We start from the raw sequence: 15465 nt of genomic DNA on the forward strand, positions 1-15465 counted from the left end.
TCTCATTCCGATACATTTATAAAGAAATTTCTACATTTCCATCAAAGAAATAGAGAATCTTCCCCTCTAATGATCTGTTTGTTAAACGTTCGACTGCCGCCGCATATAACGCGATTTGGGTTTCATAGCGCTTTTTCAAAATGGGTTCAGCAGCCTCTAGTCCACCTGAATATCTGCCTTGCACTCTATCTGTTTTATAATCCAGTAAATAAAGCTTTCCATCTGCTTCAAACAAACAATCAATCATTCCTTGAATAAGCACAGGTTCATCCTCTGCATCAATATGGCTGTACACCTCTTTGACAGGGACAATCATACTAAATGACACTTCTCGTTTCACCCAGTCCGCTTTCCGGAGCTTTTGACCAATAGAAGTAGAAAAGAAGGCCATAATCCCTTCTCGATCAATAGACTGGATTTGCTCATCTGATAGTAAGTCTCGCTGCTGTAAGGAATCGAGAAGCTGCTCTATACGAGATTCATCATAGGGCTCCTCTGAAGGAAGCGGGATGTGCTGCATGACTGTATGCATCGCAGTACCTTGTTCTGCGGCAGTAAGTGTTTTTTTCTTCATAAAAGCCGGCCGATCATACAATGTTGCACGTGCTTTTCGAATAGAAGAAGGAATGCTGTACTCATCCTGTATTTCTTTCATCCTTTTTATCTCTGAAACAGACTGCTTTGTACCGACCTTCGAGGCTGCTACATATGGGTATTTCCATGAGAGTCTCTTTGCAATCTCCTCTTCACAATCACCATATCCTTTCACAGGAAGACCTTCCATTAATGCTTGCATCACTTCGTCGTGCTGTTTCTTTTCAAGTGACACATCTTCTTTTAAAAGATCGGAGGCTTGAGTAAATGAGATGGTAAATGATGATGGGTGCGAGAGTACAATATCGCCTGCTTCTTCTAAAATGGATGACATCGCTTGATGACGGATAAGAGCAGGTCCAATAAAATCTAAGTACGTTTTGGCTTGGTATCGTTCAAAATCAGGAAGGAGCCACTCTTCTCCATTTGCAACACTTTGCCATTTACTTAATGCTTTCACCTGATTTTTGACGGAGCCGACAAGAAATAATTTTTCCTTGGCCCTTGTAAGTGCCACGTATAACACCCTCAGCTCTTCAGATAATAACTCTTTTCTCATCTTTTTTTTCATCGCCACAAGTGGTAATGTCGCGTAACTAATTCTTAGCTCTGGATGAATATATTTGCTTCCAAAACCTAGTTCTTTATCGAGCAAGTAGGACTGGTTTAAATCCATCATATTAAAGTTCCTGCCGAGTCCTGCGGTAAAGACAACTGGAAATTCTAAGCCTTTACTGCTGTGTATTGTCATCATGCGGACAACGTCCTCTGTTTCACTGAACGTTTTCGCTGCTCCAAGATCATCTCCACGCTCTTGCATTCTTTCAATAAAACGAAGGAATCGAAACAGTCCTCTAAAGGCAGCCTTCTCATACTGCTTTGCTCGATCATAAAGCGCACGGAGATTCGCCTGTCTCTGCTTCCCGCCAGGCATCCCGCCAACATAATCCACATACTGGGTATCACGGTACACTTCCCAAATCAATTCTGCTACCGAATGATTCATAGAGAAATCACGCCACTTACGTAGCAATTGAAAGAATCTCTCTAGTTTTTTGCATGTAGGGTGATCAGAATGGGTTACACTCATGAACGCTTTTACAGCATCATAATAAGTGCCTTTTTTATCACTCGTTCTAATCAGTGCCATCTCATTTTCATCTAAATGAACAATTGGTGATCTTAAAACAGCTGCAAGTGGGATATCCTGATACGGATTATCAATGACTTTTAACAGAGAAAGAACGACAGATACCTCTGTAGCTTCGAAATAACCCGAGGAAAGATTCGCATAAACAGGGATTCCCTGCTTCTTCAATTCCTCCATCATTTGCGGAGCCCACGGCATGGACCGAAGCAAAATCACGATATCTCGATATTGCAGGTTGCGGGTCATTTGCTGTTTTGCATCGTACACTTGAAAAGGCTGTTCAACCAATTCCTTTATTTTCTTTGCAATGACCCTCGCCTCAAATTGTACGGTCTCTAGCTCTACTCTTTCTTCGTCGCTGTCTGCTTCATGTTGATCTAGATGGACAAGGAGCATTTCTGTCGTTGTATCATCGCTTTGCGGATAACTCGCTCCAAGCTTTAATTCAGCTTGTTCATCATATTCAATTTCTCCAACTGTTTCCCCCATCAGCTGTTTGAACAAAAAGTTCGTACTGTCTAAAACATCAGAACGGCTGCGGAAATTTTTATTTAAATCAATTCTTTTACCTGTTTCGTTGCCGTCTGTTTTAAATTGTTTATATTTATTTAAAAAGAGCATTGGCTCAGCCAGTCTAAACCGGTAGATGGACTGCTTTACATCACCAACCATAAAGCGGTTGCCTTCTGCAGGATGTTTTCCTTTAGACACAAGCTTTAAAATCGTTTCTTGCACAAGGTTTGTATCCTGGTATTCATCAACGAGCACTTCTTCAAATTGCTGTTGATAGTATTTAGCTGCTTCTGTTTCGATCAAATGTCCTTCCTCATCCTGCTTCGCTAAAATACGTAAGCAATAATGCTCTAAATCTGAAAAGTCTACGATCGACTTTTCTTGCTTTGCTCGCTCGAAACGTTCTCCAAATTGGATGACAAGCTCCACAAGGGTCTCCACAACTGGCTTCATTTCAGCCAAGCTCTTTAAATGCTGACGAGGACTGCGCATAAAGTATTCATCTTTTAGCTTTTCTACTTGTTTTTTTGCCTGATTGCGTGCATCTGTGGCTTTTTCTAACAGAACAGGATCGTATTCGTCCCCTTTGCACGTCTTTAGCCTTTTAAAATTGATGCTCGGTAAGAGCTCGTAAAGCTTCTCAAAATCATCTTGATGCCTGATTAATTCATTGATTTGCTCTACATCATCTATAAAATTCTCTGCTCTCGGTGCTGGGCCCCCCGGCTCTTTTGATAGAGCGAGTGCTTGTTCAAGTAGCTCCTGGCAGCTCCGTAAAACGAGAGAAAGATCCTCTTTGATATATGGATAAAACGGTAAGTCTTCTACTTTTGTTTGAGCATCCACATCATAAAGAGAAAGAAATGCCCGCATCCATTGCTCCGGAGAAGGATGAGACCTAGAAAAATCATAGATTCTTTTCACAAGCCATTGCAAATCTAAATCATGACGGTCTGATGTGTACCGATCAACCAGTTCAAAGAATGACGGCTTTCCAGCCTTATATTCATCCTCAAACAGTTCATCTAACACTTCATCTCCTAATAATTCTCCTTCTGTTTGATCAGCCAAACGAAAGCCTGGATCAAGGTCAATTTCATAATAAAAGGTGCGCAGAACCTGCAAACAAAATGAGTGCAAGGTAGAGATGTTAGCACGGTTCATGAGTGACAGCTGTCTTCTCATATGAAGTGACCCTGGGTTTTTGGCTAGTTCCTTTTCAAGTGCTTCAGTGATCCGATGCTTCATTTCTGCTGCGGATGCATTTGTAAAAGTCACAACGAGCAGACGGTCTACGTCAACTGGATTCTCAGGTCGGGTCATTTTGCGAATCAGCCGTTCAACCAAAACAGCTGTTTTACCAGACCCCGCCGCCGCCGCCACAAGGATATCTTGTCCTTCTGAAACGATGGCTTCCCATTGGTCATCCGTCCAAGTACTGTTATTCGGTTTTGGTATTTGCATACTGATCCCCTTCTTTTTTGATCCGGTCTATCACGACATCATCTTTCTCTGATGTGAGCACCCTAAATTCGTTATCCTCTATCGATTCATCAAATTGGCAAATAGACTTGAATGAACAAAAGCGGCAAGGTGTTTGATCCTTTAATTTATATGGATTAATCTCTACCTCACCGTTCGTAATTCTTTCGCCTGCCTCTTCAAATGTGCGCCGAACGTGTTGTGTGAGTATGTGGAAGTGATCTTCACTTAAAACAGCAGAATCGGAACGGAAAGACCCATCCTTTTTCAAGCCAGCTTGAATGACTTGAGATTTTCCTGATTCAAGTGTTTGATCCATTAGTTTCACTGCTTCTACATCTTCAAGCAATAGACCCTTCATTTTAAATCTCTTGAATATTTCCTGCTCAATTTCATCCTCTGCTAGCGGAATAGGCGCTTGAATGAGAGGATCGTGAATATGGAAATATAAAATTCCAGCAGGAGTCGCCTCCATGCCTAGCCACTCTTTAGAATAAGTAATGGTCAGGTCTAAGTAAGTGAGCATTTGCAAGGCCAAGCCATAGTATACCTCTGCTAAATCAAGCCCTTTCTCACTGGACTTGTAGTCAACAATTCTTAAAAGCAGCCCTTTTGAACCTTCTGCTTTATCCACACGGTCAATTCTTCCGACAAGCTCCATCGTACAGCCATTTTTCAATTGAAAAGTAAACGGCGGCAGAGGCCCTTGACCTCCAAAGCCTAACTCAAGCCCAACTGGAGAAAATCCACTCACTTTGGCATGTTCACTTAATATAGAAGAGACGCGAATCAGGATCTTCTGAAGCTTTTCTTTGATATAAGCATGCCGATTAGAGCTTAATAAAATTTCCTTTTGCAAACGCGGGGCAAGCTGTTCAATTGCATGCCTTGAGTAAGTGACACAATCTTCCTTCGTTAAGTTTTTCCAATCCTTTTTTTGTTCAATGAGCGTATCTGAAATATGTTTTAAAGCTGAATGAAACAACTGACCGATATCGGGTGCTTCCAATTTGTAAAATTGTCGATCCTTTAGCTTTAGCCCGTGGGAAGCAAAATGAGAAAATGCACACGCATTGAATTTCTCCATTCTTGAAACGCTACCTTGAATATGATCACCGTAAAGCTCTTTTGTAACATTTGGATTTAAACGTCTCGCTCTATTTGTAAAAAACAAGCTCGACATGATATTTTTGGATACATCCCGATTAGGGGATGTCATTAAATAGTTATAGACACTCCACCATACACCGCTGATGGGATATTGGTTGAGCCATTGTTGCAGCTGCGAGACGGTATACGATAATGCGACATGCTCATTCGCTACAAATTTTAATTGCTCCTCGTTATCCAGCTGTTCCGGGTCTAACACATAAAGAGCATGCTGATGATTTGGCATAAGCTCCTGACAATACTTGATAAGTGTCGAAGGCAATAAAGAACGGCCTTCTGCATCTGAAATCGAATAAGATAAATACAAATGGCGCGATGGACTTGATAACGCTTGGTAAATTAAAAATTGCTCATCTAGCAGCCGTTCCTTTCCTGTCTCTGCCAGCTCTGCTCCTGCTCGTTTTAACCACTCCCGGTCATCCTCAGACAATACACTTTCATCAGAGGGGCGTGCAGGAATAACGCCATCATTTACACCAATGATAAACATGCACTTCACTTGATACATTCTGGATAAATCCATACTTCCGATAAATACTTGATCCAGTGAAGGTGGAATCAAAGCGAACTTTAGAGAGGCTAGACCTGTATCCATCATCTGTTGGAATAAAGGAAATGAAAGCTCTTCTTCACCTAGCATTTCAACAAATTCATCCATTAATTGAATAACAGCATCCCATACTTGTCCATGCTGCATCGCTTCAGTTAATCTACCTGCTTCTTCAGCCTCAATCCTTGCCTTTTCAAGCTTATCCGGCACTTGTATTTCCTCTAGGAAGAGATAGACAGCCTCCACCATGTCCCTCACTTTTTGTGCTTTTTTCAATCTTTTTTGTAATTGAAAAAGAGGGGGCACAATCCATTCCTTTACGTCATTCAGCATTTGTTCCATTTCAATTTCTTGATCTGTTTGTCCAAAATCTTCATCTAATGATTGGAATCGCCTGTAATGAAAACGGGAGCCGTTTGTCCAGCGCTCCCCTTTGACTCCATAAGCAATACAATAGTTTTCAAGCTGATCTGCCTGTTCTCTCGCTTTGTTTTTGGCGAGTTCGAGAGGAAATAGAAACTCTGTTTTCACACAGCGAAACACCGCTTCATACCGCCAGTTTCCTTTTATAACATCCAAGCTCGAACGAATCAATTCAATGAGTGGATGATACTGCATCGATTCATTTCCATCAATAAAAAAAGGAATATCGTAATCTCGAAAAACCTCTTTTAACGTATCCTTATAGTCATCTACATGCCTTGCCACAATCGAAATATCTCGTAACCTGAAGCCTTCCTCTCTCACTAAATCAAGAATATCTCTCGCTACTCCCTCAATCTCAGCTCGTTTGTTTGCACTTTTAGATACTGTGATATGCGGCGTTTCTTCTTGATACGGCTTCACGGGTCTCTGCTCATATTGATTTTCTAAATAAGCCAGATCGGGTGTATGAAGATGCCGGTGATTTCTCTCCAAAATGGTCTCAGAAATGGCCGCTCCACACTCTTTGGCAAGCTGATAGAGTTGAAAGTACGTTTTACCTGTCATGCGAAATAAATCAAGCTCCATTGGCTGCGTGTCATGATAGGAGCGATCCACTGTGAAAGCAGCGGTGATTTTTGCTGTATGCAGCAAAAGCTGCTCAATAACGAGAAGCTGCTGCGGGGTAAACTGATAAAAACCATCTATATAAATATGTGCTCCTTTTAGTTCATCAGATAAAGGAATTTGCTGCGTGAGAAGTGTCAAATAATCTTCTGAGTGCACATATTCATCTTGTAAATGCTGCTCCATCTGCTGATAAAGAACATGCAGATCATGCAATTTTTCTGCCGCTCGTCTTTCTTCTGTATACTCTGAATGCATACTGGACACTGAAATTTTTTCAATATCCTCCGGCAGCATGCAGTACCTTTTGAATTCAGCCATCGTCTTTTCTATTTGCTCTACAAATCCCGGCTTATCACTCGCTTTTTTGAAAAGCTTAAACTTTTCTTTCTGCTCTTCAATTACTTTTCTTAAAAGCATTTGAATCCCTGTGCTTGTGACAAATTGCCGGTTCGCTCCGCCAGTCTGCTGTAAAATAGACCAAGCAAGGCGAGTAAAACTAAATACTTTGGCCCTGATCATCCCGCCAGCTTCAGACGTTTTTGCAAGCTCATATTCCATTAAAAATGTCATTTGATCCGGGACTAAAAAAATGATTGGCGGACCCAACGGATCAAGCCGAAGCTGTTCTTTGATCTCTTCTAAGATTGCAGTCGTTTTTCCACTCCCCGATCTGCCTGCTAAAAACTGAATTTCCACGTTCCACAACACCTTTCCTATGTACTCATATTCTAGCGAAAATAAGGGTAAATAGCTATTTTCCTATCACGTTCGCTTTCTCCTTCTTCACCGAAAAGAAATAGGCACCTTTCCTAGCTCTTTTCATATCATAAACCATCATGATCTAAAAGGAGGCTGGCAATATCATGTATTACGGTTATTATGACTACTCGCCATATGACATGCGCCAAAACACAAGAATCATTTCAGACCTTGAGAAGGCCATTAATGGTGAATATTCTGCGATCCAATGCTACGAAAAACTCGCCCAAAAAGCAAAAAATCCTGAAGCGAAAAAGGTCATTCAAGAAATACGCCAGGACGAAGTCAGACACTATCAACTATTTTCAAAGCTATACTATTCTTTAACTGGTAAAAACCACAAACCAAGCATTACAGAACCTTGTCCAGATCAATTCAGAGAAGGCCTTGTTTTCGCCTTTAAAGACGAACAAAAAACGGTCGATTTTTACTTAACGGTATCAGACTATGTCCGGGACCAAGGAACAAAAGAGTTAATGAAACGTATCGCTCAAGATGAACAACAGCATGCTGTATGGTTTTTATATCTTTTAACGCACCATGTGTCTTAGATAATCCTATTTTAATAGGAGATCGTATGTTCCGTCAAAAAATGAAAATGCCTTTTCGTTCATTCAATATGTGAAATAAAGTGCTATCACCAACAAAACCTCTCCTATATTCCACTTTTTCAAACGAGAAAAAGGCGATTTAACCAAAAAAACTCCTCTGCTACAAAAGCAGAAGGAGTTTTTTATCATATTTTAATGAAATTTTGCTTCATTGCTTTGCTGCTGATGTTTGAGTACCCCATCAATTGACAGCATCTTACTGCCGCTAAGCGTCAAATAAAGCGCCATAACCAATAAAGAAAGTTCAAATTCATAGCCGCCTACAAATCCTTTAGAAAAACCAACTGTTATAATCGCCACAGCCATAATTGGCACAAATAACGCGGCGAAAATACGTGTTCCAAGACCTAAAATCAGAGCGATACCACCGACCAGTTCAATTGTCTTTACAATATAGGCCATAAATTCCGGGACACCGATTTGGCCAAAGAATGCTGCCGCGCCTCCCAGCCCTCCTTGATATGCCTGAAGCCCGTGCAAAAAGAAAATAATCCCTAAAACAACACGTACGAAAAGTGTTCCTATTTCTTGATTCGTTTTCATATAGTGATTTCCTCCTGTTTTTACACTACAACATGTAATGTGAATAAGTAAAAAAAATTAGTAATTTAGGTTGAGCATAATCATTAAAGCCACCATGAGGATGGCTGATGTGACGATTGGAATGAGTGGTACATTGAAAGGAATATTATAGGTTGGGTTTAAAATCTTTTGTATTCTTAAATTCAACGCCCGATCCCCAAAGGACACCGCAAACTTCGTTTGTTTTTGAAACTGGGTTCTCTTTTTAATGAGTTTCAAAAGAGCCTGCCCTACTCCAAGCTCCGTTCCTGTCTGCTGAATAGCATAGTCATCTGCAATCACTTCACGAAAAACGGAATAACTTTGTCTCATATGCTTTAATACTGGAATGTACCAAATGACTTTTGTGAGCATTGAAAAAGCGAAAGCCTTTAAAGGGTCATAGCTGTATTTGTGATGCAATTCATGATGAACAACCGCATCAACCTCCCCTTCATCAAGCATGTCCATTAAAGCTGTTGATAAGTAAACCTTTGGATGAAGCATGCCCATTGCAAAAGCAAGGGGTTCATGACAATGAAAAACAATGATGTCGTTTGCATATTTCTCTGATAGAAAATCGGTTAACTCCTGATCGACTGCCACCATCATATTTCGTTTGAATTGAATGTACTTTCTCATTTGCTTCGTCATATAGAAAACCGCAAATCCCAATGTGTAGAGGACTAAAGCATCCAGAAAATATTTTAAAGGAGTAAATCCGTAGAATTCGAGAACAGACTGGCATACATGGATCAGATTATATGCTTGATTCCAGCCAAAAAAGCTTGAGAGCACGTAATACCCCATCTGATAAAAAATGGCTAAACCAATCAATATACCACCTAAAAACAGCAGACTCGACTTCATTTTATTCATTTTGCTGCTCCTCTTTTTTGGATGCTAGTCTTGCTTCAAGTACTTTGAGTAATTCTGGATCAGCACTTTCAATCGCATCCACCATATGATTCACCGCCAGTGGACCGAAATCATCCATCAGCCCTTGCGTAATCCATTTTGTTTGCTCATTTAAAAATTCCTCTTTTGTTAAAATGGGATTATAAATAGATGAACGCCCTTTTGTTTTCTTTTCCACAATTCCTTTTTCGGTTAAGCGGTTCAGCACAGTCATCACCGTGTTGAAATTAATCGGCTTCTCATCTGACAGCTTCTGCTGCACCTCTTTAATCGGCATATCCTCACCTTGATAAAGGATCTCCATAATTCTTCCCTCTAAAGGACCGAAAAAACGATTCAATCCCTTTTCGTTATATTTAAAAGAAGGAATTTTCATGTTACCACCTCACACTATGTAGTGTAGTGTAATTGAAAATGATAGTCAACTCATAACAAAAATAGGGGAAAATCGTTGTATATTGTTGTAAACATTCTATCTTTTTATATAAATTCGATATTTTCATATAAAGATAAATGAAACATCATAACGATAAGATAATCTTATGAAAATGGTAAAAAAATTCGTATTTTATTTATAGAGACTTTTGTATTATAGTAAACTTAACAACATTTCACTTACTGAACAAACATATAGGAAGAAGGTTTACATGTGATGAAACAAGGAAACAGCCTTCGAGCCGATCTCATTCTGATCGCAATAAGCGGTTTGGGTGGATTTCTTTTGTCTTTAACAGGAATGTCTATTGGCTGGATGGTTGGCACGTTAATCACAGCTGCATTTATTGCCATGCGCCGCCCCACCCTGTTTCAGCGTAAAGGAACTAGCACCTTACGTATTCACAGCAGATGGCTACTCCTTGGTCAATTCATTCTCGGAATCGAACTTGGACAGAAAATGAACATGAAGGTTCTTCACATTTTCGCTGATAATTGGCTCCCTGTCAGTTTCATGCTCGTCTTTTCTATTTTACTAGCGATGCTCTCTGGCTTTGCCTTATGGAAGCTGAGCAAAACAGATATGCTGACAAGCTTTGTCGGAACTGCCCCAGGCGGTCTATCCGCTATGCCGGGGATTGCCCAAGAGGTTGGTGCAAATACTGCTGTTGTGAGTCTCGTACAAACGATACGTGTATTAATGGTTGTACTCACCATCCCATTTACGGTGTTCTATTTAAATACAAAAAATCAAGCGGGTGCAGCTGTAGCCGCGCAAGGCAGTGCCTTCTCATCAGGTATTTTCACCTTGTCAAACATCTCGTGGACCGCTGCGCTTATTATAGGGGCCTGGCTTATGTCACGCCTAGCGGTTCGTCTCCATTTTCCTGCCCCTTGGCTGATCGGCAGCATGTTAGGCGTCGCAGCTCTTCAAGTAGGTGCAGGTGCGCTCACAGGTCATGATTTGATTCCTTATTGGCCAGCACAAGCAAATATTGCGTCACAGATATGTCTAGGTGCAACCATCGGTTCAAAAATGAATAAACAGATGTTTGTTGGGCTGAAAAACACCTTCATTGTGGCCGTCGTCAGCTCAGCCGGACTGATTGCTGCGACTGTTCTCAGCTCTATTGCCATAGCAGAAATCACAGGTATTTCTGTCATTACAGCTATTCTTGCCTTTTCCCCTGGTGGGATTGCAGAAATGGCCACAACAGCGGTCACACTTCACGAGGATTCTACCTTTGTTGTGGCTGTACAAGTCGTCAGAATTATTCTTGTTATTGCGATGCTACCACCATTTTTTCGATTTTTACACCATGTCTGGGCAAAAAGACAGACGGATTATAAAGCTGCAAAATAAAAAGAGACGCTTTGCATAAGCAGAGTGCCTCTTTTTTTATTTATCGTTATTCTTCTTTACACCGACTACTTGGTCCTTTGAGATGGTCCCAAAATGCCGACTGTCAAAGCTATGTATCCGGTTATCTCCGACCACGAAGTAATGATTTTTTTGTATTTTATCGTGTCCTGTAATGGCTTTCAGCTGAAAATCCCCTGTCAGGACGTTCCCCATTTTATGTTTTTTCTGTTCTTTTAAATAGGGTTCCTTCCACTTCGCACCATCGACAAATAACTGATCATCTTCATACTTGATTGTTTCTCCCGGAAGCCCTATGACCCGTTTGATCAAAATTTGATTTTTAGGTCCATGAAATAGTACATAATCAAACCGATTAATTTTCGTGAGTTTTGGTGAGAGCTTATTGATTAATAATTCTGTTCCATCTGTAAATGTTGGGTCCATACTAACCCCTTCTACTTTGTACGTGACAAACATGAAATTCTTTACTTGGAACAATAAGACGATGCATGTAATAATCATCACCCATAGCAATGGCTTCTTTTTCATTAAGAGCCTCCTTTGTCCTCACGCTTGCTCATTCGAATGTTCAGCCTATTTTCTACTCTCTTTCCAACATACCATAATAAAGCAATAACTAGAACCGCAAAAACACTTCTTAACGGATTCTTTACTAAAGCAGATAGATCATAGCCAATAAAACTAATGATAAAGAGCATGACACACTTACCTGATAAGGCGGCTAATGAAAATTGCCAGATGCTAATTCTTGATAGACCAGCTACTACATTGACGGCAGCAGAAGGCGTGAAAGGAAAGCAGAGTAAAATAAATAACGGACCAAATCCCCTCTTCTCCACCCAAAGCATCAATTTCTTAATGGAAGGGTGTCTGCTGATAAAGTTCAGCATTCTCATCTGCCCAAATTTTCTGATCAGTAAAAAGACAAGAATAGACCCTGCACTTGCACCGATCCAGGTCAGTAAAAAGCCTTCCCAAAGGCCGAATGCATTTGCATTTGCCACAGCAAACGCAACAAGAGGTAAAAACGGTAGAAATGCTTCTATTAAAGGGAGCAATATGGCGACAATTGGTCCAAAGGCCTTGTAGCTTTCAAAAAATGATGTGATATTTTCATGAGTAAAGATGGAAAGAAATGATGGCAATTTATTTGACTCCTTCAAGGTTTGTCTACTTTTCATTTTACATGGAAAACATAAAAATATACAAATGAATCCCTCTCATCTCCCCCTTGAGATTGTTTGACTCATCCGATATAATGAATAGGAACAAATGTTCTATTTTTAAAGAAAGCAGGCATGGACATGACAAGACTATCAAGCGTGCAGCTTCAGATGATGGAACAGGCCATCTTTCTCCCAATGGTCATCTCCATCCTTAACCGTGATTTGACACACTTAAAAGAACATCAAACATTTAAACTAAATGAACCATATATTCAGCTTGTCACCTCTACATTACAGGAAGCTCAAAAGGCACTTTATCAACTGAAGCAGCATTTACGTAAGGAAAAAATGAAAGTACAGCAAATTGATCACGATGAAGGGTTTACGACATATTTGTTTATCATGAATGGCTATGAGGAAAAGCATAAATACTTTAATCCTCGTATACGGCATCGTGTAGAGGAACTGCTTACTCGTTATTTTCTCAATCAAGCAAAATAAAAAATGGCTATATTTTACAAAAATAAAGGGATCCTTCCGTTTTTGTCGAATGGATAATTATACCAAAAATGAGGAGGAACTAAAAAGATGATCAAAAAAATAGCAGCACTTACTTTAGCCGCAGGATTACTTGTGCCCAGCACAATTTCTGCAACAGAACCAATCCAAGCAAGAAAAGCGGAACCAGCAGCACCCGCTCAATTTACAAGTGTAGCCTACACAACAGTTTCCATTGTTGGAAAACGCGTGAAGTTTGAAGTAAAGGCACTGGAAAATTATTTTAACTCAAGCTATTATCAGCGCATTGCTTGGACGAGTAATGATGAAGAGCCAAGTGTATTCAATGACAATATTTTATCTGTTATTGTCGCTAAAAAAACCGGACAGGCTTATCAAGTCACTTCCTACGAAACGCTTATTTCAGTGAAGGATAAAATTGAATCCGGTCAAAAAGTGTATGGCTGGGCGCTTGCTCTAAATGGCGTCTGGTACCCAACGATGCCTGCAACCCTTTACTATTAAAAGAAAAAAGCCTGCCACGACGGCAGGCTCCTTCTCATTTATGATAATTCAAGCTGCTCTCTCAGCTCTGTTCTGACTTCTTCTAATCCCGCTCCATCTAACTCAAAGTAATACACATTCCCAGGCTGATAATCATGGCCCTTTAACTGAATCGTATCCACTGATTTCAATGAGCTCAGTAAAGGGAAAAGACCGATAAACTGCTTCATGGACAGATTGGTTGAGACATTATCACCAAGTGTATCAATGATGTTGTCATATGAAGGGATCGAAGAAATAGATTTAGATTTTTCAAAGATGGCTTGAAGTGCTTCCATTTGTCGCTTTCCGCGCATGAGGTCACTATCTGCCTTTCTCGTTCTCACAAAGGCTAATGCTTCTTCGCCATTTAATGTATGCGTTCCTGTTTGCACATGAACTTTTCCCTTTGAATCCTTTTCCATTTGTTTTGCGATGCCTTCATCTTCAATGGTCACTTCAATTCCATTTAGCTCGTCTACAATGTCTTGAAATGCCTTAAAGTTCCCTGAAATCACATAGTCTACTGGAATGTTCAACAAGTTTTCTACCGTTTTCACTGATAAATCTGCACTCCCAAACGCATGAGCGTGGGCAATTTTATCATATCCTCTTCCCGGAATATCTACATAAGAATCACGAGGAATACTGAGGAGCTTGATCGTTTTCTCTGTTCGGTTCACCGCCGCCAGTAAGACTGCATCACTTCTTGCTTCATCTACTGTTTCACCTGGACGGCTGTCAATTCCAAGCAGCAGCACCGAAAAGCTATCCTTCCCTGGATCAAAGGCTTTCACACGCTTTTGCGAGGTATCTCCTCTTTCTAAAGAGACTTGCGCCTTATTCGACGCTTTTGTAATTTTATAATAGGCGTATCCTGTCACAGATACCGCCATCACCATGACAAATGCCATGATAAACAGCACGGCTTTCACCCAAGGTCTCAGCCTTCTTTTTGATCTTGTTTTTTCCTTCATCCTTTCCGAACCCTCACTCTATCTTAGTCTATCAATGTAGGTTCCACTATAACATATTTCGATGAAAGTTTCCTGCATGCAACATATTTTTATGAATCCACAATAAAAAAGCCGCTCAAAATGAGCAGCCTTTCATCCTTTATTTTTGATCAATTCCTTGTTTCACTTCATCAATCATGGCAGTCAATGATTCAAGACCGCCGCCAGATAAATACCACATGTCAGAATTCAAATACACCACATGGTTGTTCTTGATCGCTTTGACTGATTTCACATAATCATTTTCAACAAGCTGCTTTGCAGAAGTTTCCTCTCCAATCGCTGCACCTCGATCAACGACAAATAGGTAATCTGGGTTCGTTTTGACCATGTACTCATACGAAATGCTTTGACCGTGTTTATCAGATGGCTCAAGCTTTTGATCTGCAGGAGTGATCCCAAACACATCATGGATGAGACCGTATCTTGACTTAGGACCAAAAGCAGTCATTTTGCTGTCGTTCGCCATGATCACAAGACCATTTTTCTTTAACTCTTTTGCTTGTTTCTTTAATGCATCCACTTTTTGATCAATGGCTGCAAGTTCTTCTTTGACTTTGTCTTCCTTATCAAAAATCTTCCCTAACGTCGTGGCATTCTTTTTAAATGATTCCATATAGTTGGCATTGTCTACATCCATATAAATGGTAGGGGCAATTTTAGAAAATTCATCGAAGGCATCTGCTTGACGATGCTGGATAATGATTAAATCTGGATCTAACTCGGCGATTTTTTCAAAGTTCGGCTCTTTTAATCCGCCAACATTCTCATATTTGTCACCTTCATATTTGGATAAATATTGAGGCACAACTTGTTTTGGTAAAGCTGTCACGTTCACACCTAGTTTGTCCAGCGTATCAAGGCTTCCCATATCAAACACAACCACTTTTTTCGGGTTTTTCTTGATCTTCACGCCATCTTTATTCAGCATGTCTTTTACCGTGACCGTTTCCTCTTTTGTTCCTTCTGTTTTTCCTTGGTTCCCGCAGGCAGCGAGTACAGCAATCGCTGTTAATACAGTCATTATCCAAATCCATTTTTTCATAATAGATCACCTCTTCA

The 15465-nt window shown here is 40.4% G+C and carries 13 protein-coding genes; 4 read left to right on the top strand and 9 right to left on the bottom strand.

Translation table 11 applies throughout. The features are described 5' to 3' along the window. Positions 1-16: 16 nt before the first annotated feature. Positions 17-3721 (bottom strand): helicase-exonuclease AddAB subunit AddA, encoded by a 3705-nt coding sequence (addA, locus tag IEE86_RS08855; RefSeq protein WP_191096871.1) that lies wholly within the window; start codon positions 3719-3721, stop codon positions 17-19. Beyond that, entirely contained in the window at positions 3699-7208 is a 3510-nt protein-coding gene (addB, locus tag IEE86_RS08860; protein WP_191096872.1) for a helicase-exonuclease AddAB subunit AddB, read from the bottom strand. Before addB ends, addA begins: the two co-directional genes overlap by 23 nt. Before the next feature lie 167 nt (positions 7209-7375). Between addB and IEE86_RS08865 the strand changes: the two genes are divergently transcribed. Continuing rightward, positions 7376-7822: a ferritin-like domain-containing protein gene (locus IEE86_RS08865; RefSeq protein WP_191096873.1), complete on the top strand. Its 447-nt coding sequence runs from the start codon at positions 7376-7378 to the stop codon at positions 7820-7822. A gap of 192 nt (positions 7823-8014) precedes the next feature. On the opposite strand, the gene IEE86_RS08870 is transcribed toward IEE86_RS08865, so the two are convergent. The 3 genes from IEE86_RS08870 to IEE86_RS08880 are packed head-to-tail and all read right to left on the bottom strand — an operon-like array spanning position 8015 to position 9737. Continuing rightward, on the bottom strand, positions 8015-8425 hold the full coding sequence (locus IEE86_RS08870; protein ID WP_191096874.1) for a DoxX family protein: 411 nt from the start codon (positions 8423-8425) through the stop codon (positions 8015-8017). Between the two features lie 57 nt (positions 8426-8482). Next, entirely contained in the window at positions 8483-9322 is an 840-nt protein-coding gene (locus IEE86_RS08875; RefSeq protein WP_191096875.1) for a M56 family metallopeptidase, read from the bottom strand. Next, a complete protein-coding gene (locus tag IEE86_RS08880; RefSeq protein WP_024425495.1) occupies positions 9315-9737 on the bottom strand; it encodes a BlaI/MecI/CopY family transcriptional regulator in 423 nt (140 codons plus the stop codon). Before IEE86_RS08880 ends, IEE86_RS08875 begins: the two co-directional genes overlap by 8 nt. Positions 9738-10013: 276 nt before the next feature. Between IEE86_RS08880 and IEE86_RS08885 the strand changes: the two genes are divergently transcribed. Next, complete coding sequence (locus IEE86_RS08885; protein WP_191096929.1) at positions 10014-11159, top strand: AbrB family transcriptional regulator; 1146 nt, start codon at positions 10014-10016, stop codon at positions 11157-11159. Positions 11160-11195: 36 nt separating this feature from the next. Here IEE86_RS08885 and lepB read toward each other — a convergent pair whose 3' ends face one another. Then, positions 11196-11708, bottom strand: a complete 513-nt coding sequence (gene lepB / locus IEE86_RS08890; protein ID WP_191096876.1) for a signal peptidase I — start codon at positions 11706-11708, stop codon at positions 11196-11198. Then, positions 11708-12325, bottom strand: a complete 618-nt coding sequence (locus IEE86_RS08895; protein ID WP_191096877.1) for a TVP38/TMEM64 family protein — start codon at positions 12323-12325, stop codon at positions 11708-11710. Before IEE86_RS08895 ends, lepB begins: the two co-directional genes overlap by 1 nt. Positions 12326-12484: 159 nt before the next feature. On the opposite strand from IEE86_RS08895, the gene IEE86_RS08900 reads away from it, so the two are divergent. Continuing rightward, positions 12485-12847, top strand: coding sequence for a YhjD family protein (locus IEE86_RS08900; RefSeq protein WP_191096878.1), 363 nt, complete (start codon positions 12485-12487; stop codon positions 12845-12847). Between the two features lie 87 nt (positions 12848-12934). Beyond that, positions 12935-13369, top strand: a complete 435-nt coding sequence (locus tag IEE86_RS08905) for an enoyl-CoA hydratase (RefSeq protein ID WP_191096879.1) — start codon at positions 12935-12937, stop codon at positions 13367-13369. Positions 13370-13407: 38 nt separating this feature from the next. On the opposite strand, the gene IEE86_RS08910 is transcribed toward IEE86_RS08905, so the two are convergent. Then, complete coding sequence (locus tag IEE86_RS08910) at positions 13408-14364, bottom strand: LCP family protein (RefSeq protein WP_191096880.1); 957 nt, start codon at positions 14362-14364, stop codon at positions 13408-13410. Positions 14365-14503: 139 nt separating this feature from the next. Beyond that, the gene (locus tag IEE86_RS08915; protein WP_191096881.1) at positions 14504-15448 is read right to left on the bottom strand and encodes a siderophore ABC transporter substrate-binding protein; all 945 of its coding nucleotides are present in this window, start codon (positions 15446-15448) and stop codon (positions 14504-14506) included. Positions 15449-15465: the final 17 nt, after the last annotated feature.

Origin of the sequence: Bacillus crepusculi (assembly GCF_014764715.1) — a bacterium.
In the GTDB taxonomy this organism is placed as follows: Bacteria; Bacillota; Bacilli; order Bacillales; family Bacillaceae; genus Bacillus.

Excerpts from the sequence above, each read along its gene's own strand:
- IEE86_RS08875 (WP_191096875.1), bottom strand. The coding sequence starts at position 9,322 with ATGAATAAAATGAAGTCGAGTCTGCTGTTTTTAGGTGGTATATTGATT.
- lepB (WP_191096876.1), bottom strand. The coding sequence starts at position 11,708 with ATGAAAAAGAAGCCATTGCTATGGGTGATGATTATTACATGCATCGTC.
- IEE86_RS08870 (WP_191096874.1), bottom strand. The coding sequence starts at position 8,425 with ATGAAAACGAATCAAGAAATAGGAACACTTTTCGTACGTGTTGTTTTA.
- IEE86_RS08900 (WP_191096878.1), top strand. The coding sequence starts at position 12,485 with ATGACAAGACTATCAAGCGTGCAGCTTCAGATGATGGAACAGGCCATC.
- IEE86_RS08915 (WP_191096881.1), bottom strand. The coding sequence starts at position 15,448 with ATGAAAAAATGGATTTGGATAATGACTGTATTAACAGCGATTGCTGTA.
- addA (WP_191096871.1), bottom strand. The coding sequence starts at position 3,721 with ATGCAAATACCAAAACCGAATAACAGTACTTGGACGGATGACCAATGG.
- IEE86_RS08865 (WP_191096873.1), top strand. The coding sequence starts at position 7,376 with ATGTATTACGGTTATTATGACTACTCGCCATATGACATGCGCCAAAAC.
- IEE86_RS08910 (WP_191096880.1), bottom strand. The coding sequence starts at position 14,364 with ATGAAGGAAAAAACAAGATCAAAAAGAAGGCTGAGACCTTGGGTGAAA.
- IEE86_RS08880 (WP_024425495.1), bottom strand. The coding sequence starts at position 9,737 with ATGAAAATTCCTTCTTTTAAATATAACGAAAAGGGATTGAATCGTTTT.
- IEE86_RS08885 (WP_191096929.1), top strand. The coding sequence starts at position 10,014 with ATGAAACAAGGAAACAGCCTTCGAGCCGATCTCATTCTGATCGCAATA.
- IEE86_RS08905 (WP_191096879.1), top strand. The coding sequence starts at position 12,935 with ATGATCAAAAAAATAGCAGCACTTACTTTAGCCGCAGGATTACTTGTG.